The following is a 21,268-nucleotide window of genomic DNA, read 5'->3' on the forward strand; positions in this document are numbered from 1 at the left end:
ATCGCTGTAAGTGTGTGATTTTCAAGGAAATCATGCCCCTTTTGACGCCGATTGGCTCAGGACAAATTCGGAAATGCTTGCACCAAAGTCCGGGTGTATTCGTGCTGTGGATCACCCAGAACCTGGTCAGCGGCCCCCTGCTCCACAACGATTCCAGATTTGAGAACCAACACCTGATGGGCCATGGCACGCAATACATCGACATCATGGGTGATCAGCAAATACGCCATACCGCGTTTTTTTTGCAACGCTTGTAGCAACTCCAGTATTTGTTGTTGAACCGTCACATCCAAAGCACTGGTGGGCTCGTCCAGCACCAAAAGCTCGGGCTCCACCACCAAGGCGCGGGCCAAAGCGATGCGTTGGCGCTGTCCGCCCGAAAAAGCGTGTGGATAGCGGCTGAGCACATCGCCAAACGCCTCTCCGCCCAAACCCACCTCTGCCAAGGCATCGAGGACCCGCTGCGTCATTTGAGCCTGAGTCCATTGCGGGTGATGCAAGCGCAAACCTTCGGAGACGATTTCACCGACGGTCATGCGTGGGGACAAGCTGCCATAGGGATCCTGAAACACCACCTGTACCCGGCGGCGCAAAGCTTTGTCCAAAAAAGGACGGCCTTGCCAGCTTTGCCCTGAAAACGACAACTCACCCGTAAACGGGATCAATCCCAACACCGCTTGTGCCAAGCTCGATTTGCCAGAGCCGGACTCCCCCATGACGCCCAAGGTGCTGCCTGGCGCGATCGAGAAATCAGCGCCTTGTAAAGCGGTGAAATGGTGCCTCTTCAACCAAGCTTTGAATCCGGGCATCGCCATGGGGTAGCGCACCTGAAGTTGCCGCACTTGGAGGATGGGCGGCCTGGGTGGTGACGACACATCGACCAAGCCATCTCGACTGGGGTGGCTCGACAGCAAGCGTTGCGTATAGGGGTGCTGGGGCTTGGCGAACACCGCTTGCAATGCACCCTGCTCCACGACGTGCCCTTTTTCCATGACGACAACACGGTCGGCAAAGTGACGCACCAAGGCCAAATCATGTGTGATGAGCAGGACGGCCATGCCGGTTTTTTGCTGCAAATCGGCCAAAAGCTGCAGCATCTGCAGGCGCAAACTGGCGTCCAGTGCGGTGGTGGGTTCGTCAGCCAGCAGCAGTTTGGGCTCCGATGCGAGCGCCATGGCCATCATGGCGCGTTGGCGTTGGCCACCCGACAACTGGTGCGGGTAAGCCCCAAAACGGCGCGCGGGATCATCGATCCCGGTTTCGGACAACAAATGCACGGCCCGCGCATCGCCGTCACGCCGGGTCAAGAGTTTTTTGAGTTGCAGCACTTCCGAGATTTGCGCGCCCACAGTCATCAAGGGGTTGAGGGCCGTCATTGGCTCCTGGAAGATCATGGCAATCTCGTCGCCACGGATGCGTTGCATCTGAGCAGGCGTTTGCGCCAGCAAGTCTTGGCCTTGCCAAAGCACGTGGCCAGAAATTTCAGCAGCCTCCAGCAAACGCAGCACCGACAGCGCAGTGACCGACTTGCCTGATCCTGACTCGCCCACCAAGGCCACGCGCTCGCCAGCCTGGATGCTCAAGTTCACGCCCTGCACCACGGCTTGACCCGCGAAGGCTATGCGCAGGTCTTGGAGTTCCAACAAAGCATGGGGGGTGCTCATGCGTCCACCTTTCGCGGATCCAGCGCGTCACGCAAGGCATCGCCCATGAAGGTCAACAGCAGCAAAGTCACCACCAACACAACAAAAGTGGAGAGGGATATCCACCAAGCATCGATGTTGTTTTTGCCTTGGGCCAGCAACTCGCCCAAAGAGGGCGTACCCGGTGGCACGCCCAGGCCCAAAAAGTCCAGCGAGGTCAAGGCCAAAATAGCCCCACTCATGCGAAACGGCAAAAAGGTGACCACCGGCGTCATGCTGTTGGGCAGCACATGCCTCCACATGATTTGCCAGTGTCCCAAGCCCAGTGCCCGCGCTGACTTGACGTAATCGAGTTGCCGATTGCGCAAGAACTCGGCCCGCACATAGTCGGACAAGCCCATCCAACCAAAAAGACTGAGCAATAAAAGCAGCAATCCCACACTGGGCTCAAACACGGCCGAAAAAATGATCAGCAAATACAACTCCGGCATGGCGCTCCAGACCTCTATGAAACGCTGAAAAACCAGATCGGTCTTGCCGACAAAAAAGCCTTGTACCGCGCCCGTCAAGACACCCAGAAGAACGCCAAACAAGGTCAGCGCCAAGGCAAACAACACCGAGACCCTGAATCCATAGATCAACCGGGCCAGGACATCACGACCTCGGTCATCGGTGCCGAGCAAGTTGTGCGCACTGGGCGGTGCCGGATTGGGCAAGGGGGCAAAGTAATCGAGCGTGCTGTGGTGGTAATGGTTTGGCGCCTGCACTGCCCAGTTGCTCCCCTTGTGCAGCTGCTGCTGTATGAAGGGATCGAGGTAGTCAGCAGGGGTCTCAAAATCCCCCCCAAAAACCTTTTCAGGCAAGGTTTGCACCACAGGAAAATACCACTGCCCCTCAAACCTCACGACCAAGGGTTTGTCATTGGACAATAACTCGGCTCCCAAGCTCATGACGAACAGTGTGACAAAAATGACCAAGCTGCCAAAACCCAAGCGATTTCGCCGAAAGCGCTGCCATGCCCGCGCAGAGGGAGACATTTGCCGTGGTAAGGCGGTGGTATGGGCCGTGCTCATTTGTCAAATTTGACGCGCGGGTCAACCCAGAGGTAACACAGGTCACTGATCAACTTGGTGACCAAGCCGATCAGGGTGAACAAATACAAAGTGCCCAAGACCACCGGGTAGTCGCGCCGAATCACCGCCTCGTAGCTCAGCAAGCCCAGGCCATCGAGCGAAAAGAGGGTTTCGATCAGCAAGGAACCGGTGAAAAACGCGCCAATGAAGGCCGCGGGGAAACCCGTGACCAGCGGAATCAAGGCATTGCGCATGACATGGCGATAAAGCACACGGTTTTCGCTCAAGCCTTTGGCGCGTGCCGTCAGCACATACTGCTTGCGGATTTCTTCCAAAAACGCATTCTTGGTCAGCATGGTGATGACGGCAAAAGAGCCCACCACACTGGCCGTGACCGGCAAAGCGATGTGCCACAAATAGTCAACCACTTTGGCCCCCCAGCTCAACTGCTCCCAATTGGATGAGGTCAGGCCGCGCAACGGGAACCACTGCAGTTGACCACCAAAGATCACCAGCAGGGCGACGCCCAGCACAAAACCCGGAATGGCATAACCCACCAGCACCAACAAACTGGTGAGCGTGTCAAAACGCGTGCCGGCCCTGACTGCTTTGGCAATGCCCAAAGGCACCGACACGAGATAGCTCAGAAAAAAAGTCCACAAGCCAAGGCTGATGGACACCGGCAGCTTTTCCTTGATCAAGCTCCACACGTCTTTGGGGTAAAAAAAACTTTTGCCCAGATCGAACTGTGCAAACTGCTGGAGCATCATCCAAAAGCGCTCCGTGGGTGGTTTGTCAAACCCATAAAGCGTTTTAATTTCGGCAATGCGGGCGGCGTCCACGCCTTGACGACCGCGGTAGCCGCTGCCCGCGGCGGCTGCCCCCTCCCCGCCCGTATCGCGGCCTTGAAGTTGGGCCACCATTTGCTCGACCGGTCCGCCGGGCACAAACTGGATCACCACAAAGGTCATCAACAAGACCCCGAACAAGGTGGGAATCATCAGCAGCAATCGTTTGAAAATATAGGCCAGCATGGGTCAGGGGGCCTTGTTGGAGACTTTGGCAGCAGGCGCTGTTGGAACAGTCGAAGACATGGCCTTGGCGTTGGGCGACCACCACACGGTGGTGACCAGTTTTTCAGGTTGGTAAAAACGCGGCAATTCGGCTGGGCGCGCAAAGGCCTTGGACCGCCAAGACACCCTGTGCACGCCACCGTACCAGTGAGGAACCACATAATGGCCATGTCGCAGAACCCGGTCTAACGCTCGCAGGCTGGTCACCAGTTCCGGCCGAGAAGTAGCACTCACGGCCTTGTCCAGCAAGGCATCAACGGCCTGATCTTTCAATCCGATCACATTGCCAGAGCCTTCCACGTCAGCCGATCGGCTGCCGTAGCGTTCCAGCAATTCGGTGCCGGGTGCTTCGCTGCCCACAGTGCGGTTGCTGATGATGTCAAAGTCGAACACGTCCATACGCTTTTGCAAAAGCGCAAAGTCAATCACCTTGTACTGGACTTGTATGCCCAATTTTTCGAGGTTTTTTGCAAATGGCGTGACAACGCGTCCCATCGATCCTGAACTGTCCAGAAACTCGATTTTGAATGCTTGCCCCTTGGCGTTGCGCAATGCGCCATCCCTGTAAGTCCACCCGGCATCTTTGAGCAAATCACGCGCTTGCCGCAAATGGTCACGCAAAGTCTGACCCGAGGCCGGGTCTAATGCGGTTTGTGGCGGTTGGGGCACATCTTGATCAAACACAGCCGCAGGCAACACGGACCGCAATGGCATCAACAAAGCCAATTCATCTGGCCCAGGTCTGCCCTTGGCTTCAAAGTCACTGGCCACAAAAAATCCGCGTACCCGGCTATAGGCGTTGTAGAAAAGCTGGCGATTCAACCACTCAAAATCCATGGCCAGCGCAATGGCTTGTCGCACCCGCACATCCTGAAACTTGTCTCTTCGCGTGTTGAACAAGAAACCCTGAAAGTCGCCCGCGTTGCCGTGTGCCAATTCGGCCTTGATCAGATCGCCCCGATCGAAGGCGCGACCTGTGAAGGCCCTGGCCCACTCCCGAGCGATGAAAGATTGCATGTAATCGAATTCCCCCGCTTTAAAGGCTTCGAGCTGAGCCGTACTGTCTTTGTATATTTTGTAGGTGATGCGGTCGAAGTTGAATTGGCCTTTGCGAACGTTCAAGTCGCGTGCCCAATAAGCCGGATCTCGCTCATAGCTGATGTCTTTGCCAAACTGCACACGGCCAATGCGGTAGGGGCCAGAGGCGATGGGAATGTCCATGACCATTTGGTCCAGAGGCTTCAGCACGCCGCCCTCCAGCCCCCACTTGTGACTGAAAACAGGCAGGCTGCCTACGATCAAGGGCAGTTCGCTGTTGGGCCGCACAAAATCAAATCGGATGCTGCGCTCTGACAAAACCGTCGCTTTTTTAACTTCCCCAAAATAAGTGCGGTACTGGGGCGCAGCCTGTTTGCTGGTCAGGCGCTCAAAAGAATGGCGAACATCGGTCGCTAGCACCGGGTCACCGTTGTGAAAACGGGCTTGGGGATGGATTTGGAAGGTGACCGACAAACGGTCGCTGGCCACCGAAACATCCGATGCCAGCAAGCCATAGGATGTGGTCGGCTCGTCCATGTTGCCCACCAACAAAGTGTCGAACATCATGCCCAGCATGGACGGTGGAGCGCTGCCCTTCAAGGTGAATGGGTTGTATTTATCGAAGTTGGACTGGCGCGTAGGGGGCACCAAGACCACCTCACCCCCCTTGGGGGCTTCTGGGTTCACATAAGCAAAATGCGAAAAGCCAGACGGGTAACGGATGTCACCAAACTGCGCGTAAGCATGGGCAGCCCAAACTGTGCCTGAGGCACAAAACCCAAGGGCCAGTAAGCAGTGTTTCCAAAAAAAGGCCAAGGGGCTTCGCATGCGACAATTCTGCCCACATTTTTCAGGAGTTGAAGGCATGAGCACAAAAACAGGATTTCTATCGGGAAAAAGGCTGCTGATCACCGGCGTGCTGTCGAGCCGCTCGATCGCATACGGTATCGCCAAAGCCTGCCATGCCCAGGGAGCCGAGTTGGCCTTCAGTTATGTGGGCGAACGCTTCAAAGACCGCATCACCGAGTTTGCTGCCGATTTTGATTCCAATCTGATTTTCGATTGCGATGTGGGCAGCGACGAACAAATTGAAAAGCTCTTTACCGACCTGTCGGCCACTTGGCCCAAGTTTGACGGTTTTGTTCATGCCATTGGCTACGCACCCCGCGAAGCGATTGCCGGTGACTTTCTGGACGGCTTGTCGCGCGAGGGTTTCAAGATTGCGCACGACATCAGCGCCTACAGTTTCCCGGCCATGGCCAAGGCGGCCCTGCCCTACCTGAACGACAAGTCAGCGGTACTGACCCTATCGTACCTGGGCGCGATTCGCACGGTTCCCAACTACAACACCATGGGTTTGGCCAAAGCAAGTCTGGAAGCCTCGGTGCGTTATTTGGCCGAGTCTCTGGGCAGCCAAAATCGCGGCTTGCGGGCCAACTGCATTTCAGCGGGCCCCATCAAAACTTTGGCGGCCAGCGGCATCAAGGGCTTTGGCAAGATTTTGTCGGTGGTGGCCGAGGCATCCCCGATTCGCCGCAACGTGACCATTGAGGACGTGGGCAATGTGGCCGCCTTCATGCTGAGCGACTTGGCCGCAGGCGTGACCGCTGAGATCACTTATGTGGACGGTGGCTTCAGCCAGGTGGTGGGCGGCATTGCCGAGCCCGCCGTCACTTCAGCCTGAAAAAACCCACGAAAAGATGTGCGATGGCGCACCCCATGTCCTTCAGGCCCGAACGCCACCTGCCTTGCGGGTGACAGCTTGAATCTTGGATGGTTTGCATAATGGCTTCATGACAGACATTGCCCCGCTCAACGCGCCACGGTCCAAAACAGACTTGTTTCTGTCTTTCACCGTGCTGGCGCTGCAAGGTTTTGGGGGGGTATTGGCCGTCGTTCAACGCGAACTGGTGGAAAAAAAACGCTGGATGACGCAGGCCCAGTTTGTCGAAGATTGGGCGGTGGCTCAAATCATGCCGGGCCCCAATGTGGTCAATTTTTGCCTGATCATCGGTGGCCGTCACTTCGGCTTGGGTGGGGCCTTGGCATCTTTAGCGGGCTTGCTGCTGGCGCCTTTGGCTGTCGTCTTGATGCTGGCATCGGTGTTCGGCGGTGTGTCTGATGCTGCTTGGGCACAGGGCGCCTTGCGGGGAATGGGCGCGGTAGCGGCCGGACTGATTGCCGCCACAGGCATCAAGTTGATCGGCGCCTTAAAGCTCAACCCCATGGGCATGCTGGTGTGTTTCGGCGTGATGCTGAGCACTTTTATATGTGTGAGTCTATTGCGCTGGCCATTGCTTTGGGTTTTGCTGGGCATTGGCTCACTGGCCTGTGCATGGGCCTATCTGCAACTCTCAAGACTGGCTGACCGCGAGGCCCCAAAATGAGCCTCAGTTTGCAATTGACCATCGGTGATTGGGTGGCATTTTTCAATCACTTTTTGTCACTTTCCCTTTTGGCTGTGGGCGGGGCCATCATCACTGCGCCTGACATGCACCGGTTTTTGGTGGACCACAACGAGTGGTTGACCGAGCAGCAGTTCAGCTCTTCCATTGCATTGGCACAAGCCTCGCCAGGGCCCAATGTTCTCTTTGTGGCCGTGATCGGTTGGAACGTGGGGCTGAATGCAGGGGCCGGTCTGGGTGGTGGTTGGATGAGCATCGCTTTGTCGAGCTTGGGGGTTTTTCTCAGCCTTTTGGGCATCATGCTGCCTTCCTCCGTTTTGACTTACACCACCACGCGTTGGGCGCATCGTCACCGTGAAAAACGCGGCATCAAGGCTTTCAAATTGGGCATGGCCCCGGTGGTGATTGCCTTGTTGGTTTCGACCGGTTGGTTATTGACAGCCAGCCACAACGCCCCCCATAAAGACTGGCCACTTTGGCTGTTGACCTTGGCCTCGATGCTCTTGGTATGGCGGACCCGGATTCACCTGCTGTGGTTGATCGCTGCAGGTGCCGTGATCGGGGCGTTGGGTTGGATCTGAAGACTTGTTGCTTGAATCAGCGTGGACTCTCGAAAAACACCGTGTTCGAATAGTCACTCACCTCAAAATAGACCTTCTTCTCGCCAGGGTCAACGGCCATGTTCAGGTTCTCATCCAAGACGCCATAGCCATAACGGTAGGCGCGTGGCTGTTTGTCATCGGTTCCCAAGGCCGTACTGACTTTGTCCACTTGAATGAAGCGGCGAACCAGTTTGTCACCCGCATAAACCTCCATCACGCCGTTTGTCCCCGTCCAGTTTTGAATGCCGCGGCTGATTTTGTTTTGCTGCTCCTGCGTACAAGCCGACAGCAAGACAGACAAACTTGCAAGCAGACACACGGAGACGATGGATTTTTGAAACATGTGGGATTGATTTGGGTGAGTGAAAGTCAGCAGGGAAACTCAGCTGCGCTGGCGCAATGCTTCGTAAAGGCAAACACCACTGGCCACGGACACGTTCAGGCTTTCAACAGCCCCGCGCATCGGGATGCTGACCAACTCATCACAGTTCTTACGGGTCAGCTGGCGCATGCCATCGCCCTCGGCGCCCAGTACCAACGCTGTGGGCACTTTCAGGTCAGCTTGGTAAATGTTGCGTGGCGCATCATCGCTGGTGCCAATCACCCAGATGCTGCGCTCTTTGAGCTCGCCCAAAGTGCGTGCCAGATTGGTCACCATGAAGTAAGGCATGGTTTCGGCTGCACCGCTGGCGACTTTGGCCACAGTGGCATTGATGCCGGCAGCATGGTCTTTGGGGGCAATCACCGCGTGTGCGCCCGCACCATCGGCCACACGCAGGCAAGCGCCTAGGTTGTGCGGATCGGTCACGCCATCCAAGACCAAGAGCAAAGGCGGCCCTTCAACGCTGTCAAGCAGGTCATCGAGTGAATGGTTTTGGGGAATAGGGTTGACCAAAGCCACAACGCCCTGATGGCCATGACCGCCGGCCAACTTAGACAAGCGCTCGCCATCGGATTCGATCATGCGCATCCCCGAGTCCCGGGCCTTGTCGATGAACTGACGCATGCGGGCATCACGGCGAGTGACCTCGAAATGGATTTCAACAACGGATTGGGGGGCGATCTTGAGGCGAACGCCAACGGCGTGAAAGCCGAAAAGCACTTTGTGGGTTGACATGCTCTGATTATCGTTCTTCCCCACACCGACTGGTCAATGAACCCTCCGGCTTTATTCGCCCTGCGTGTGAGGCGCCTCGCTCAAACGCCCCGCTTGAATGACCAAGCTGCGCTCGCACTTGGCAGCCAACTGGCGGTCGTGCGTCACCAGAACCAAGGTGGTGCCTTGCTCTCGGTTGAGCGCGAACATCAAATCCATGATGGCTTCGCCGGTGGCGTGGTCCAGGCTGCCGGTAGGCTCATCGGCGAGCAGCAGGTCAGGCTGCACCACAAAGGCGCGGGCCAAAGCGACCCGCTGCTGCTCCCCACCCGACAAGACTTTGGGCAGGTGTTTGAGGCGCTCGCCCAAACCCACACGCTGCAGCATGGCCGTGGCCGTGCTGCGGGCATCGGGTCGATCGGCCAGCTCCAAGGGCAGCATCACGTTTTCAAGCGCCGTGAGGTTGGGCATCAGCTGAAAACTCTGAAACACAAAACCTACATGTTGTGCACGCAGGGCGGCGCGTTCGTCTTCGGACAGATCAAAAAGCGACTGCCCAGACAACACAACTTGACCACTGCTGGGTGTGTCCAGGCCGGCCAGAATCGCCAGCAGCGTACTTTTGCCCGAACCCGAAGCACCGACAATGGCTGCTGTTTCCCCGGCGTTCAATGAAAAATGGATATCGCGCAAAATGTCCAGCTGACCGCTGGCATCCTGCACACTTTTAGAGACGCCACGCACGGCAATGATGGATTCAGGCATGCACACACCTTTGTTGAGACGACGACACTTTACCTTTACCCTGCTGGCCCTCGTCGGCTGGGGCTTTGCCGCATCTGTCCAAGCCACCTCCCCCGTCCCTGTCCAGCGTATTTTGGTGCTGGGTGATTCGTTGAGCGCCGAGTACGGCCTGACCAGAGGCTCGGGCTGGGTGGCTTTGCTGCAACAGAAATTGGCGCAGGATAAACCGGGCACGGAAGTCATCAACGCCAGCATCAGTGGCGACACCACATCGGGTGGCCGCTCTCGCCTGCCCGCATTGCTCAAAAAGCACCAACCCAGCCATGTGGTGATTGAGCTGGGCGGCAACGACGCACTGCGCGGTTTGCCCATGGCCATGACGCAAGGCAACTTGCTGGAAATGACGAAGCAATCCCAAAGTGCTGGAGCGCAGGTTCTTCTGCTCGGCATGCAAATGCCACCCAATTACGGCCCCGAAATGGCCCGCCAGTTTGAAGCAGCTTTCGCACAAGTGGCCAAAAGCCAAAAGGCGGCGCTGGTGCCTTTCTTTTTGAAAGGCGTGGGCGATGACCCGGAACCGCTCAAGTGGTTCCAGCCCGACCGCATCCACCCCAATGAAGCCGCGCAGCCGCGCATGCTGGCCAATGTGTGGCCTACTTTGAAGAAACTATTGAAATGAGCGTTCACCTGATTTCGGCCTTGGACGCCATGGCCCAACTGAACCGATTTGATGCGATTTTGGACGCACGCTCCGAGGGCGAACACGCCGAAGACTGCCTGCCCGGTGCCTTGAGCTGGCCGTCGCTCAACAACGAAGAGCGGATCAAGGTCGGCACCCTGTACAAACAGGTCAACCCCTTCGAGGCGCAAAAAGTGGGCGCCGCACTGGTCGCCAAAAACATTGCCCGACACATCGAAACGCAAGTGATGGACAAGCCTCGCAGCTGGCAGCCACTGGTGTATTGTTGGCGCGGCGGCAAACGGAGCAACTCGCTGGCGCTGATTCTGGGTCAGATTGGTTTCAAGGTGCACCTGATTGAGGGCGGCTACAAGGCTTTTCGCAAAGAAGTGATGGAAGACACGCCTCGCCAAGCCAAACGCCTGCAGTTCCAGGTGCTGTGCGGCCCCACAGGTTCGGGCAAAACGCGCTTGCTGCAAGCGTTGGCACAGCAGGGGGCGCAGGTGCTGGACCTTGAAGCGATTGCACGCCACCGCAGTTCGGTGCTGGGGTTGATTCCCGGTACACCTCAACCCACTCAAAAGGCGTTCGACACCCAAATTTGGGATGCTTTGCGCGGCTTCAGCGACGACCGCCCCGTGTTTGTGGAGGCGGAAAGCAAGAAGGTGGGCAATTTGACCGTGCCCGCTGAGCTCATGGTGGCGATGCGTGCAAGTCCTTGTCTGCGCATAGAGCTGTCGGTGGAAAACCGGGTGAATTTGCTGCTGGAAGACTATGAATTTTTCACGCAAGACCGCATTCTGTTTTCTGACCGCCTTGAACGACTCACTGCCTTGCGCGGCAAAGCCGTGGTGCAAGCCTGGCAAGAACAGATCGAACGGGGGGAAATGCGTGAGGTGGTGACCGAGTTGCTTTCAGGCCATTACGATCCGGGCTATGAAACTTCGACGGGCAACAATTTTGTGCACTATGCCAAAGCGCCTCTGATCACACCGCTCAGCCACAGCATGGCGGACATGCTGAATGTGGCCCAAAAACTGGTGCAGGTGTCCTGAGCGCCATGTGTTGGTGCAGGACAACTCAAGACGCAGGGCTTGTGGGTTCAGCCGCACCGGGCGCTGCAGTTTCAGCATCCATTTCAGAACCCTCGATTTCAGAACCGTCTTCGGCCAACAGGCCCGATTTACGATCTGACTTGGCTTTGAGCTTGTCTTCTTTTTTGCGTTTCTTGGCCAATTCTTTCTGGCGCTTTTCGAATCCGTAGTTGGGTGTGGCCAAGATGGCTCCTTTGATTTAGCTGCCCAATGTAACAGCTTCTTCGGCGCATTCTTCCCACTCGACACTGCCCCGATAAGCATGCCAGCTGGCATGACCCAGCCAAGGACCCACGACAACGATGCCCAGCGCCCAAGGCCACAGGGCCGACAGCACCATCACCGTGAGAAGCAAGCCCCACAGCAACATCACAGCTGGGCTCGAAAAAACCACCCGCAAGCTGGTCAGAACGGCCGTGATGGCATCGGTGTCACGGTCCAAAATCATGGGGATAGACACCACAGACAAGCCATAGACCGATGCGGCAAAAATCCCACCGACCGACAAATACACCACCAGAAATTCGATGTTTTGTGGGTTGAACACCGCTTCGATCACCCCTGTCGTGGAGGGCATGCCGGTGTTGAAGAACACCGCAAATGCCACCAAGGACGCCCTGCCCCACAGCAACTCCAGCACCATCAACACCAACACCAGCATGGACATGCTTCGGAGGTGTGGGTGCCAACACAGGATTGACGAAGCCAACTCAGGCCGTTCACCGCGCTCGAGCTTGCGGCTGACCTCGTACAGGCCCATGGCCAAAAAAGGCCCCAAGAGCAAACAGCCGGAGACCCAGGTCAGGGTGTACTCGGGCTTGTGCTTGAAGACCCAGGCCAACACCTGCGCCATGCCCCAGAAACTCAGCCCGTAAAACAGCGCAATACCCGGGTGCTGACGCATGTCCTTTAGGCCGCGGGCCAGCCAGCGAAAAGGGTCAGAAAACCCCAAGGAACGCATGTGCGATCGCGGCCCAACGGGCGGCGGCGGCACATAAGGCGTGGCCATGGTGGGCAGGTCAGGATCATGGCCAAAGGACTTGTCTGAAGCGGTCATGGCTAAAAAAGCGCCTCCAAAAATCAAGCGTTCAGGGTAACGCCAGAAGCCGCCTTTGAACAGTCATCCCAGAGCCCAATCCGTGGGCTTTGCGTCAAATAAGCATTTATTCCGTGGCCTGCGTGATCAGCGCACGAGCAAATGCGCTTGTGAGGCTTGATGCAGGTCAAGAATCAGGTCATGCGCAGATTCAAGACCCGTGGAAAAACGCACCAGCGTGCCCTGTTTCAAATGCTTGGGCCATTTTTGCCGCATCGACGCGATGTCGTAGGGCACCACCAAGCTCACGGGCCCACCCCAGCTGTAGCCAATTTTAAAAAGCTTCAGACCGTCACAAAATGCGTCAACTTGGGCTTGGTTAAAGCGTGGATCGATCATGACGCTGAACAGGCCAGCTGCCAAACCACTGCCGGGAATGCGCTCGCACAAGGTCTGCCAATGTGGGTGGCCAGGGGCCCCTTCAAAAGCCGGATGCAACAGTTGCGCACATTGCGGCTGGGCTTGCCACCACGCGGCCAAAGCACGCGCAGTTTGGTCGTGGGCCTGGTAGCGCAAGTTCATGCTGGGCAGTGAGCGCAAAACAGTTTCGGCATCGTTGGCCGCCACACCCAAACCCAGCCGCATGTGGCAAAGTTTGATTTTCAAATGCAATGCGGCATCCCGTGTGATCACGCTGCCCATGAGCACATCACCACCACCGCTGGGGTATTTGGTCAGCGCATGGGCGCTGATGTCCACCGACAAACTGCCTTGACCGCCTGCGCCTGAGGGGTCCATCTGGGCATCATTCAACAGATCAAACGGCTTGAAGGCCAAGCCAGCACCCCAAGTGTTGTCCAACGCGCACAGAAGGCCTTGCGAGCGGCAACGGCGAACCAACTCGGGCAAGTCTGGAAACTCCATGCTCACTGAGCCTGGCGCTTCGAGCCAGACCAGGCGTGTTTGCGGTGTGATTTGACGCGACAGATCGGCCGGGTCCATCGGGTCGTAAAAGCGGTGTGAAATGCCAAAGTGGCGCAACTCACCTTCAGCCAACGCCTTGTTGGGGCCGTAAGCATTGTCGGGAATGAGCACCTCATCACCGGTGTTCAAAACAGACAAAGCCACCAAAGCCAACGCAGCGAGCCCACTGGGCACCAAAACGCATTGCAGCCCCCCCTCTAAAGCGCACAAGCGCTCTTCCAGCAAGTAAGTGGTGGGCGTGCCATGCAAACCGTAGGTGTAGGCCGATTTGTCCTTCCACTCGCGTTGCCGCATGGCGGCCACCGTGGGAAAGTAAACGGTTGACGCTTTGAAGACACCCGGTTGCGGTGCCTCAAAGCCACCGGGTGGAACGTAGGGGTGGTGGATCAAGCCCGTTGTGATGTGGCCGAAAGCGTTTTGAGAGGATTCATATTGCATGCAGAGATCCTAATGCAAACAGCCTCCCGAAGGAGGCTGAAACAAGGCAAATGCGGGTAAGTCCGAGGCGGATCAAACGCGCCACTTTTCCAACAGTTTTTCTGGTCGCATGGCGTCGTAAGGCTCAAATGGCTGATGAATCCATGGATTGGTTGGCAAATCCTCGATCGAGTAATCAGGCTTGAAGGTGGACACACCTTTGGTCCAGATGACCGCAGTGCGCAACTCCGTCACGGGTTTGTAATTGTTTTTCAGCTGGTCAACCACGGCGCGCAGGGTGTGGCCAGTGTCGGCCAAGTCGTCAACCAACAGCACTTTGCCAGCGATTTCGCCTTTGGGCGTGGTGATAAAGCGCGCAATGTCCAAGTGACCTTGAACCGTGCCCGCATCGGCGCGGTAAGAGCTGGTGGACATGATGGCCAAAGGCTTGTCAAAAATGCGCGACAGGATGTCACCTGGGCGCATGCCTCCGCGTGCCAGACACAAAATGGTGTCAAACTGCCAGCCCGACTGGTGGATGCGGATCGCCAGCTTTTCGATCAAATTGTGGTACTCGTCGTAACTCACGTACAGGTGTTTGCCGTCTTCGGTCAACATGGGTTCACTCCAAAAAAACAGGGGGTTGAAATCGGGTGGCTGTCGAACACAAGGGTCAGACCGCGAAGGGGTTGTGCAACAAGATGGTGTGGTCTCGGTCCGGGCTCGTGGACACCACGTGCACAGGCACACCGGTCACCTCGGCAATCCGATCCAGGTAATAACGGGCTGTCGCCGGCAATTTGTCCATCTCGGTCACACCCACCGTGGTTTCTGTCCAACCGGGAATGACTTCGTAAATGGGTTTGCAACGGGCGATTTCGTCTGCGCCCATGGGCAAGATGTCAAGGGTCTCGCCATCCAGCTCATAGCCTGTGCACAGCAGCAGTTCTTTCAGACCATCGAGCACATCCAGCTTGGTGATGCACAAGCCAGACAAGCCATTGACCTGCGCACTGCGCTTGAGCAAGGCTGCATCGAACCAACCGCAGCGGCGTGAACGACCCGTGGTGACGCCTTTTTCAGCGCCAATGGTGGACATGTGGTAACCGGGCGTGCCAGGGGTTTCCCAGTCAAGCTCTGTCGGGAACGGGCCGCCCCCCACGCGGGTGCAGTAAGCCTTGGTGATGCCCAAAATGTAATGCAGCATCCCGGGGCCCACACCCGCTCCGGCAGCGGCATTGCCAGCGACACAGTTGCTGGAGGTCACAAAGGGGTAAGTGCCGTGGTCCACATCCAGCAAAGTGCCCTGAGCGCCTTCGAAAAGCAAATTGGCACCCGCCTTGTGAGCCTCATTGAGTTCGCGTGAAACATCGGCCACCATGGGCAACAAGTCCTTGGCGTAGGCCATGGCTTCGTTGTACGTGGTGTCAAAGTCAACCGCCGAAGCGCCCAAAATATTGACCAAAATTTCATTGTGCAAAGCCAAGTTCTCACGCAACTTGGTGGCGAAGCGCTCAGGGTACTTGAGATCTTGCACACGCAATGCACGACGAGCGACTTTGTCTTCGTAGGCGGGCCCTATGCCTCGGCCAGTGGTGCCAATTTTGGCCGTGCCGGCTTTCTCTTTGGCGGCTTCGCGGCCCACATCGAGGGCGACGTGGTAAGGCAAGATCAATGGGCAGGCTTCACTCACACGCAAGCGCGAACGAACCTCAACACCAGCCTTTTCAAGGCCCGCAATTTCTTCGAGCAACTTGGGCACCGACAAGACCACGCCGTTGCCGATGTAGCACTTGACGCCTGCGCGCATGATGCCGCTGGGGATCAGGTGCAAAGCGGTTTTCACGCCATTGATGACCAAGGTATGTCCCGCGTTATGTCCACCCTGGAAACGCACCACGCCCTGGGCGCTTTCGGTCAACCAGTCGACCAGTTTGCCTTTGCCCTCGTCGCCCCATTGGGTGCCCACGACGACCACATTACGGCCTTGCTTCATGTTCATGCTTGAAATGTTCTTTCTCAAAGAGCCTGTACCACCCATTGCCCTGCCGCTTCAACCAGTTCGCGGTCGCAATGGAATTCGTCGATTTCGCTTTCGTGCCCAGGCAAAACACAAACCACTGTTTCGCCGCGGCTGCGCAATGAGGCGATCGCGGCGCGCAAAGAAGCGGTTGGACCCCACGGGGCCCGAATGGCTGCACGCAAAGGCAGTGGCTTGACAGCGGCGACCAATTCTTTCAGATCCAAACTGAAACCCACTGCCGGACGATCACGGTCAATGCGGTGGCCGAAAACGGCCCCTACGCCGTCATAACGACCGCCTCGGGCCAGAGCATCGGATGCGCCTTGGGCATAAATGGCAAAACGCATGCCGCTGTAGTAAGCGTAACCACGCGAATCACCGAGATCAAAGCTGACGGCAACGTCTGAAATTTGCGCCGCCAACCAACGCAATTGAACCAAAGCCTGGGTGATTTCAGGGTAGGCCGGCAAGCGTTCAGACGCAAGATCGAGCACGTTCAAATCACCGTACAAGTCGACCAGCGCAAGCAAGCCCTCGCGAGACGGCCTGGACATGCTTTTGCACAAGGCCTTTAAAGCTGAAGCATCCTTGCGCGCCAAGGCGGCATGGATGTCGTGACGGAGGTCTTCGCTCAACATCTCATCTTGCAACAAACGATTGACGATGCGGGCATCGGCCAAATCGACTTGCAAACTTCCCGCAAGGCCTGCAGACAAGCAGTCCAATGCCAACTGAAGGATTTCCAGATCAGCCTCGGGGCCCGCATGACCGTAGATCTCTGCACCCATTTGTAAAGGCTCACGGGTCGCGTGCGGCCGTGCCGGGCGAGTGTGCAAAACAGGTCCGCAATAGCAAAGGCGTGTGAGGGATGAACGGCCCAGCAAATGAGCGTCAATTCGCGCCACCTGAGGTGTGGTGTCCGCGCGCAAACCCAGCGTTCGACCGGAAAGTTGATCGACCAATTTGAAGGTTTGCAAATCCAAAGCTTCACCCGTGCCTGTCAGCAGGGATTCCAAATGCTCCAGCAGCGGGGGAATGACCAACTCGTAGCCATAGCCACGGGCGGTATCCAGCAGTTCGCGGCGGAGTTCTTCGATGTGGCGAGCCTCAGAGGGCAAGACATCGGCAACGTGATCCGGGAGGACCCAAGCAGACATGAGGGGATGGGGGGAGACGGTTAAAACCGAGATTTTACCGGGTTGAAGGCGTGTTTTTCGGACAAGCGTCGGTCAAATGGCTCTGAATTGACACAAAGAACAAAATTGAGCGCCGAAGCATGCGCTTCAGGAACTCAAGCCAGAAACCAAATAACAGAGATGCCCGCCAACACCATCAGCATGCCAAAGAAACGGATCTGCCCATCCTCCATCTTGAGCATTTGCTCAAAAAGGCTTTTCCAAAGGCGCGGTAGAACCATGGGCATCAGACCTTCCAGAATGAGCATCAAGCCCAAAGCCAAAAGGAGTGAGCCCAACAAGTTTTACTTTCGCGAAGGTGCGCTGGAAGGTGTGCCCCGCATGCCTTTGAAGAACTCTGAACTGCCGGGGTCCAGAACCATGACATCGCCTTTGCTGTTGAAGCTGGATTTGTAAGCTTCCAAGCTTCGGTAAAACTGCGCAAATTGCGGGTCGCGCCCAAAAGATTCGGCGTACAAACGAGCAGCCATGGCATCTCCCTCACCTTTGATCTTTTGAGCATCACGGTAAGCATTGGCCACCGTGACTTCACGCTGCCGGTCTGCATCCGCACGAATTTTTTCACCCTCAGCAGCACCCGTAGAGCGCAACTCATTGGCGACACGCTTTCGCTCTGCTTCCATCCGACGATAAACCGATTCAGTGATAGTGTCGACGTAGTCTGCACGCGTGATTCGAACGTCCACCACATCAACGCCCCAAGGCTTGGCACCTCGGACAACCGCCAAAACATCTTCCTTGACGTCGTCCATCAGCTCTTCACGCTTGAGAGACAGCAAATCTTTGACCGTGCGTTTGTTGATTTGTTCTTGGAAAGCGTTACGAACCACACGGTTGAGTTGGCTGGTACCCGACTTTTCATCCAAACCCACGTTTCGAATGTAGGCTTGGGGGTCGGTGATGCGCCAACGGACATACCAGTCGATGACCACGCGTTGCTTTTCAGCGGTGAGCATGGGTTCATTGTCAGGGCTGTCCAGGGTGAGCAAACGCTTGTCAATGTAGTTCACATTTTGCAGAGGCGGAGGCAATTTGAAGTGCAAACCCGGCTCAGTGATCACTTCTTTGATCTGACCCAAGGCGTAAACAACGCCAAATTGGCGTTGATCCACCACGAAAAGCGTTGAACTCAAGAGCGCAAACAAAACAAGAGCGCTGGAAATCCACAATCCGATGCGATTCATTTTCTTAGTCCTTATCGTGGATCGCGGTCGCGCGAACGTTGTGTATCCCTGGAGCGAGTTTCGGCTGAAACAGCGTTGGAATTGACGCCAGACGCAGGCGCAATGTCCATGACCGGGGGCGTCACCTGAGACACCTGCTGCATGATTTTGTCAAGCGGCAGATACAACAGGTTGGAGCCCTGCTTGCTGTCCACCAAAACTTTGGTCACGTTGCTGTAGATCTGCTGCATGGTGTCTGTGTACATGCGATCGCGCATGACTTGTGGCGATTTTTGGTACTCAGGCAAGATGGTTTTAAAACGCTGCGCATCACCCTCTGCTTGGGCCACGATGCGTTCGCGGTAAGCGTCAGCCTCTTCTTTCAAGCGAGAGGCCGCGCCCACGGCGCGAGGCACAACATCATTGGCATACGCCTGCGCTTCATTTTTGGCGCGTTCCCGCTCTTGGCCGGCTTTCAAGACATCGTCAAATGCAGACTGAACTTGCTCGGGTGGACGAACACCACCTTGTTGCAGATTGATGCCCACCACTTCAATGCCGACCTTGTACAGGTCCAGAATGGTCTGCATCTTTTCCCGCACGCGGGGGGCGATCTGGTCACGTTCCTCAGCCAAAGCCGAGTCCATTCTCATCTTGCCAACCACCTCACGCACAGCGGTTTCTGCGGACTGGATAACCGCTTGGGTTGGGTCACGGCTTTCGAAGAGGTAGGCGCGCGCATCGTTCAAGCGGTATTGAACGGCAAACTTGATTTCGACAATGTTCTCGTCTTCGGTGAGCATGGCCGACTCTCGCAGGCCAGTGGCCTTGATGATGTTGTCACGACCAATGTCAACCGACCGGATTTGGGTCACGAAAACCAACTCGTGACGCTGAACCGGGTAAGGCATGCGCCAATTGAAACCCGCGCTGACGGTGGAGTGGTACTTGCCAAACTGTGTGATCACAGCCTGCTGACCTTCTTGCACAATGAAAAAGCCCGTGGCCAACCAAACCAACAAGGCCCCACCCAAAATCACCCCAATGCCCAAATTTTTGATGAAGGCCGGAATTTCAGGTCCGCCTGAACCTCCGCCCGAACCGCTTGGGCCTGGAGGACGCTGCGGGCCGCCTTTACCGCCAAAAATCTGGCCCAGCTTGCGATTGAAATCGCGCCACAACTCATCCAAATCAGGTGGGCCGCCTTGCTGCTGAGGATTGCGCCCGGGTGGCTGCTGCCATGCGTCAGGCTTGGGGCCCGGAGGTGGCACATCGTTGTTGGGTTTGGCGCCCGAATCGTTGGATGACTTGTCGTCGTCACGGCCCCAACGCGGATCGTTCAGATTGAACATGCCTCGAATCTTTGCAGGCAGCAAGGACCATCGAAGGGGGGGAAGGTGAAAATTCATGGTGGTCAGTCTTTGTCAATTTGACGAAACGGTATTGTGCCGAAAATGAAGGCCTCTCAAGGCATGTCACCTTCATATTCCCGGTCAATGTCACGGGGATCAGTTTCTGGTACGAGCACGACGGGCAGAGCAGTTTTGACGATGTCTGACAGCACTGTCCTTAAGACGGACAAGCCCAAACCACTTTGCGCACTTAAAAACACACGAGGAACAGGATTACCGTCCAACTCGTACTGGTCTTGCATATGTAGGGGGTAGTTGGAGCCGTCCAATGCGTCAATTTTATTGAATACCAACAATTGAGGCACTTGATCTGAGCCAATCTCCAACAGAACTTTTTGAACTTCGGCCATTTGCTCGGGAAAATCTGAGTTTGAGGCATCCACCACATGAATCAAGAGGTCGGCATCGGTCGCTTCTTGCAAAGTCGCTTGAAAAGCCTCCACCAAGCCATGCGGTAAATCACGGATGAAGCCCACCGTGTCTGACAAGGAAACCGAGCGCCCTGCTTCACCCAAATAAAGCTGCCGAGTGGTGGTGTCCAGCGTTGCAAAGAGTTGGTCGGCGGCATAAGCCCTGGCTTTGACCAAAGCATTGAACAGCGTGGATTTACCGGCGTTGGTATAGCCCACCAAGGAAATATTGAAGGTATCCCGCCGATCACGTTGCCGGCGCTGCGTATGGCGTTGGCGTTTGACCTTGATCAAGCGCTCCTTGATGCGTTTGATCGAGTCTTGAATCATCCGCTTGTCCAGTTCGATCTGAGTCTCACCAGGACCTCCGCGCATGCCAATGCCGCCGCTTTGGCGTTCCAAGTGAGACCAACGCCGGACCAAACGTGTACTCAGGTACTGCTGACGGGCCAATTCAACTTGCAACTTGCCTTCATGGCTGCGGGCCCGCTGCCCGAAAATTTCCAGAATCAACAAAGTACGGTCATTGACCGGCAAACCGATGTGTCGTTCTAGGTTGCGTTGCTGCGCAGGACTGAGGGCTTGGTCAAAAAGGACCTCGACCGCCCCATGCAGCAAAGCCAAGGCTTTGATTTCATCCGCTTTGCCAGTGCCGACAAAAAGGGCCGCATCTGGGGCTTTTCGTTTGCAAGTCAAACGTGCAACGGGGTGCAGCCCGGCTGTTTTAGCGAGCAAACCCAATTCAACCAAATCGGCATCAAAGTGAGGCAAGCCAAAATCAACACCGATCAAAAGCGTCGGTGCTGTTTTTTTCATGGACATTTCAGACAAATTCAGCAGCCTTTGGTGGCCAGAGGAACCACCAAACCACAAGGGGCATGATCAGGCTGTGATTTCGCCAGTTTCAGGCGTGCTGAAAGTGACAGAGCGACCAGGAACGATGGTCGAAATAGCGTGTTTGTAGACCATCTGGGTGACCGTGTTTCGCAGCAAAACGACGTACTGGTCGAAGGACTCAATTTGACCTTGCAGCTTGATGCCATTGACCAAGTAAATGGACACGGGCACATGCTCTTTGCGCAGTGCATTCAAGAAGGGGTCTTGCAAAAGTTGGCCTTTGTTGCTCACGATATTCTCCGTGTTCAGAAGTTTGAAAGACTTGACCTTACCACAGGGCATG

Annotated in this window: 23 protein-coding genes; 5 read left to right on the forward strand and 18 right to left on the reverse strand. The window is 56.2% G+C overall.

Annotation, left to right across the window (positions count from 1 at the left end):
* Window positions 1–56 precede the first annotated feature (56 nt).
* The 4 genes from B472_RS00670 to B472_RS00685 are packed head-to-tail and all read right to left on the reverse strand — an operon-like array spanning window position 57 to window position 5,655.
* Complete coding sequence (locus B472_RS00670) at window positions 57–1,664, reverse strand: ABC transporter ATP-binding protein (protein WP_019427893.1); 1,608 nt, start codon at window positions 1,662–1,664, stop codon at window positions 57–59.
* Window positions 1,661–2,716, reverse strand: coding sequence for an ABC transporter permease (locus B472_RS00675; RefSeq protein ID WP_019427894.1), 1,056 nt, complete (start codon window positions 2,714–2,716; stop codon window positions 1,661–1,663). Before B472_RS00675 ends, B472_RS00670 begins: the two co-directional genes overlap by 4 nt.
* A complete protein-coding gene (locus B472_RS00680; protein WP_019427895.1) occupies window positions 2,713–3,750 on the reverse strand; it encodes a microcin C ABC transporter permease YejB in 1,038 nt (345 codons plus the stop codon). Before B472_RS00680 ends, B472_RS00675 begins: the two co-directional genes overlap by 4 nt.
* Before the next feature lie 3 nt (window positions 3,751–3,753).
* Window positions 3,754–5,655 (reverse strand): extracellular solute-binding protein, encoded by a 1,902-nt coding sequence (locus tag B472_RS00685; protein ID WP_019427896.1) that lies wholly within the window; start codon window positions 5,653–5,655, stop codon window positions 3,754–3,756.
* A gap of 37 nt (window positions 5,656–5,692) precedes the next feature.
* Between B472_RS00685 and fabI the strand changes: the two genes are divergently transcribed.
* From fabI to B472_RS00700, 3 genes are all read left to right on the forward strand, one after another.
* Window positions 5,693–6,511: an enoyl-ACP reductase FabI gene (gene fabI / locus B472_RS00690; RefSeq protein ID WP_019427897.1), complete on the forward strand. Its 819-nt coding sequence runs from the start codon at window positions 5,693–5,695 to the stop codon at window positions 6,509–6,511.
* Window positions 6,512–6,620: 109 nt separating this feature from the next.
* The gene (locus B472_RS00695; protein WP_040506042.1) at window positions 6,621–7,214 is read left to right on the forward strand and encodes a chromate transporter; all 594 of its coding nucleotides are present in this window, start codon (window positions 6,621–6,623) and stop codon (window positions 7,212–7,214) included.
* Window positions 7,211–7,813: a chromate transporter gene (locus tag B472_RS00700; RefSeq protein ID WP_019427899.1), complete on the forward strand. Its 603-nt coding sequence runs from the start codon at window positions 7,211–7,213 to the stop codon at window positions 7,811–7,813. The genes B472_RS00695 and B472_RS00700 overlap by 4 nt, the downstream gene beginning before the upstream one ends.
* A 16-nt stretch (window positions 7,814–7,829) precedes the next feature.
* Here B472_RS00700 and B472_RS00705 read toward each other — a convergent pair whose 3' ends face one another.
* Genes B472_RS00705 through B472_RS00715 form a run of 3 tightly spaced genes read right to left on the reverse strand, consistent with a single transcriptional unit; the run spans window position 7,830 to window position 9,695 of the window.
* Window positions 7,830–8,177 (reverse strand): hypothetical protein, encoded by a 348-nt coding sequence (locus B472_RS00705; protein ID WP_019427900.1) that lies wholly within the window; start codon window positions 8,175–8,177, stop codon window positions 7,830–7,832.
* A gap of 39 nt (window positions 8,178–8,216) precedes the next feature.
* The gene (rlmB, locus tag B472_RS00710; RefSeq protein ID WP_019427901.1) at window positions 8,217–8,951 is read right to left on the reverse strand and encodes a 23S rRNA (guanosine(2251)-2'-O)-methyltransferase RlmB; all 735 of its coding nucleotides are present in this window, start codon (window positions 8,949–8,951) and stop codon (window positions 8,217–8,219) included.
* A 51-nt stretch (window positions 8,952–9,002) separates the two neighbouring features.
* On the reverse strand, window positions 9,003–9,695 hold the full coding sequence (locus tag B472_RS00715; protein WP_019427902.1) for an ABC transporter ATP-binding protein: 693 nt from the start codon (window positions 9,693–9,695) through the stop codon (window positions 9,003–9,005).
* Between B472_RS00715 and B472_RS00720 the strand changes: the two genes are divergently transcribed.
* Together B472_RS00720 and mnmH are read left to right on the forward strand one after the other, a co-directional pair.
* Window positions 9,694–10,353, forward strand: coding sequence for an arylesterase (locus tag B472_RS00720; RefSeq protein WP_019427903.1), 660 nt, complete (start codon window positions 9,694–9,696; stop codon window positions 10,351–10,353). The two genes, B472_RS00715 and B472_RS00720, sit on opposite strands and share 2 nt — an antisense overlap.
* A complete protein-coding gene (mnmH, locus tag B472_RS00725; RefSeq protein ID WP_019427904.1) occupies window positions 10,350–11,408 on the forward strand; it encodes a tRNA 2-selenouridine(34) synthase MnmH in 1,059 nt (352 codons plus the stop codon). The genes B472_RS00720 and mnmH overlap by 4 nt, the downstream gene beginning before the upstream one ends.
* A 25-nt stretch (window positions 11,409–11,433) precedes the next feature.
* On the opposite strand, the gene B472_RS00730 is transcribed toward mnmH, so the two are convergent.
* The 11 genes from B472_RS00730 to hfq form a co-directional block, all read right to left on the reverse strand.
* Window positions 11,434–11,631: a hypothetical protein gene (locus B472_RS00730; protein WP_019427905.1), complete on the reverse strand. Its 198-nt coding sequence runs from the start codon at window positions 11,629–11,631 to the stop codon at window positions 11,434–11,436.
* Window positions 11,632–11,646: 15 nt separating this feature from the next.
* A complete protein-coding gene (locus tag B472_RS00735) occupies window positions 11,647–12,504 on the reverse strand; it encodes a DUF2189 domain-containing protein (RefSeq protein ID WP_019427906.1) in 858 nt (285 codons plus the stop codon).
* Between the two features lie 126 nt (window positions 12,505–12,630).
* Window positions 12,631–13,905 carry a PLP-dependent transferase gene (locus B472_RS00740; protein ID WP_019427907.1) on the reverse strand — a complete coding sequence of 425 codons (1,275 nt, stop codon included), beginning with the start codon at window positions 13,903–13,905 and terminating at the stop codon, window positions 12,631–12,633.
* A 72-nt stretch (window positions 13,906–13,977) separates the two neighbouring features.
* On the reverse strand, window positions 13,978–14,502 hold the full coding sequence (locus B472_RS00745; RefSeq protein ID WP_019427908.1) for a phosphoribosyltransferase: 525 nt from the start codon (window positions 14,500–14,502) through the stop codon (window positions 13,978–13,980).
* A gap of 55 nt (window positions 14,503–14,557) precedes the next feature.
* Window positions 14,558–15,886: an adenylosuccinate synthase gene (locus B472_RS00750; protein WP_019427909.1), complete on the reverse strand. Its 1,329-nt coding sequence runs from the start codon at window positions 15,884–15,886 to the stop codon at window positions 14,558–14,560.
* A 17-nt stretch (window positions 15,887–15,903) separates the two neighbouring features.
* Complete coding sequence (locus tag B472_RS00755; RefSeq protein ID WP_019427910.1) at window positions 15,904–17,064, reverse strand: ATP phosphoribosyltransferase regulatory subunit; 1,161 nt, start codon at window positions 17,062–17,064, stop codon at window positions 15,904–15,906.
* Between the two features lie 134 nt (window positions 17,065–17,198).
* A complete protein-coding gene (locus B472_RS00760) occupies window positions 17,199–17,384 on the reverse strand; it encodes a DUF2065 family protein (protein ID WP_019427911.1) in 186 nt (61 codons plus the stop codon).
* A 3-nt stretch (window positions 17,385–17,387) separates the two neighbouring features.
* Window positions 17,388–18,287 (reverse strand): protease modulator HflC, encoded by a 900-nt coding sequence (hflC, locus tag B472_RS00765; protein ID WP_026039720.1) that lies wholly within the window; start codon window positions 18,285–18,287, stop codon window positions 17,388–17,390.
* An 11-nt stretch (window positions 18,288–18,298) separates the two neighbouring features.
* Window positions 18,299–19,675 carry an FtsH protease activity modulator HflK gene (gene hflK, locus B472_RS00770; protein ID WP_026039721.1) on the reverse strand — a complete coding sequence of 459 codons (1,377 nt, stop codon included), beginning with the start codon at window positions 19,673–19,675 and terminating at the stop codon, window positions 18,299–18,301.
* Between the two features lie 56 nt (window positions 19,676–19,731).
* Complete coding sequence (hflX, locus tag B472_RS00775) at window positions 19,732–20,904, reverse strand: GTPase HflX (RefSeq protein WP_019427914.1); 1,173 nt, start codon at window positions 20,902–20,904, stop codon at window positions 19,732–19,734.
* Window positions 20,905–20,970: 66 nt separating this feature from the next.
* Window positions 20,971–21,267: an RNA chaperone Hfq gene (gene hfq, locus B472_RS00780; RefSeq protein WP_019427915.1), complete on the reverse strand. Its 297-nt coding sequence runs from the start codon at window positions 21,265–21,267 to the stop codon at window positions 20,971–20,973.
* Between the last annotated feature and the right edge of the window lies 1 nt (window position 21,268).

The organism is Limnohabitans sp. Rim28, assembly GCF_000293865.2.
GTDB lineage: Bacteria > Pseudomonadota > Gammaproteobacteria > Burkholderiales > Burkholderiaceae_C > Limnohabitans_A.

Excerpts from the sequence above, each read along its gene's own strand:
- B472_RS00670 (WP_019427893.1), bottom strand. The coding sequence starts at position 1,664 with ATGAGCACCCCCCATGCTTTGTTGGAACTCCAAGACCTGCGCATAGCC.
- B472_RS00675 (WP_019427894.1), bottom strand. The coding sequence starts at position 2,716 with ATGAGCACGGCCCATACCACCGCCTTACCACGGCAAATGTCTCCCTCT.
- B472_RS00680 (WP_019427895.1), bottom strand. The coding sequence starts at position 3,750 with ATGCTGGCCTATATTTTCAAACGATTGCTGCTGATGATTCCCACCTTG.
- B472_RS00685 (WP_019427896.1), bottom strand. The coding sequence starts at position 5,655 with ATGCGAAGCCCCTTGGCCTTTTTTTGGAAACACTGCTTACTGGCCCTT.
- fabI (WP_019427897.1), top strand. The coding sequence starts at position 5,693 with ATGAGCACAAAAACAGGATTTCTATCGGGAAAAAGGCTGCTGATCACC.
- B472_RS00695 (WP_040506042.1), top strand. The coding sequence starts at position 6,621 with ATGACAGACATTGCCCCGCTCAACGCGCCACGGTCCAAAACAGACTTG.
- B472_RS00700 (WP_019427899.1), top strand. The coding sequence starts at position 7,211 with ATGAGCCTCAGTTTGCAATTGACCATCGGTGATTGGGTGGCATTTTTC.
- B472_RS00705 (WP_019427900.1), bottom strand. The coding sequence starts at position 8,177 with ATGTTTCAAAAATCCATCGTCTCCGTGTGTCTGCTTGCAAGTTTGTCT.
- rlmB (WP_019427901.1), bottom strand. The coding sequence starts at position 8,951 with ATGTCAACCCACAAAGTGCTTTTCGGCTTTCACGCCGTTGGCGTTCGC.
- B472_RS00720 (WP_019427903.1), top strand. The coding sequence starts at position 9,694 with ATGCACACACCTTTGTTGAGACGACGACACTTTACCTTTACCCTGCTG.
- B472_RS00715 (WP_019427902.1), bottom strand. The coding sequence starts at position 9,695 with ATGCCTGAATCCATCATTGCCGTGCGTGGCGTCTCTAAAAGTGTGCAG.
- mnmH (WP_019427904.1), top strand. The coding sequence starts at position 10,350 with ATGAGCGTTCACCTGATTTCGGCCTTGGACGCCATGGCCCAACTGAAC.
- B472_RS00735 (WP_019427906.1), bottom strand. The coding sequence starts at position 12,504 with ATGACCGCTTCAGACAAGTCCTTTGGCCATGATCCTGACCTGCCCACC.
- B472_RS00740 (WP_019427907.1), bottom strand. The coding sequence starts at position 13,905 with ATGCAATATGAATCCTCTCAAAACGCTTTCGGCCACATCACAACGGGC.
- B472_RS00745 (WP_019427908.1), bottom strand. The coding sequence starts at position 14,502 with ATGTTGACCGAAGACGGCAAACACCTGTACGTGAGTTACGACGAGTAC.
- B472_RS00750 (WP_019427909.1), bottom strand. The coding sequence starts at position 15,886 with ATGAACATGAAGCAAGGCCGTAATGTGGTCGTCGTGGGCACCCAATGG.
- B472_RS00755 (WP_019427910.1), bottom strand. The coding sequence starts at position 17,064 with ATGTCTGCTTGGGTCCTCCCGGATCACGTTGCCGATGTCTTGCCCTCT.
- hflC (WP_026039720.1), bottom strand. The coding sequence starts at position 18,287 with ATGAATCGCATCGGATTGTGGATTTCCAGCGCTCTTGTTTTGTTTGCG.
- hflK (WP_026039721.1), bottom strand. The coding sequence starts at position 19,675 with ATGAATTTTCACCTTCCCCCCCTTCGATGGTCCTTGCTGCCTGCAAAG.
- hflX (WP_019427914.1), bottom strand. The coding sequence starts at position 20,904 with ATGAAAAAAACAGCACCGACGCTTTTGATCGGTGTTGATTTTGGCTTG.
- hfq (WP_019427915.1), bottom strand. The coding sequence starts at position 21,267 with ATGCCCTGTGGTAAGGTCAAGTCTTTCAAACTTCTGAACACGGAGAAT.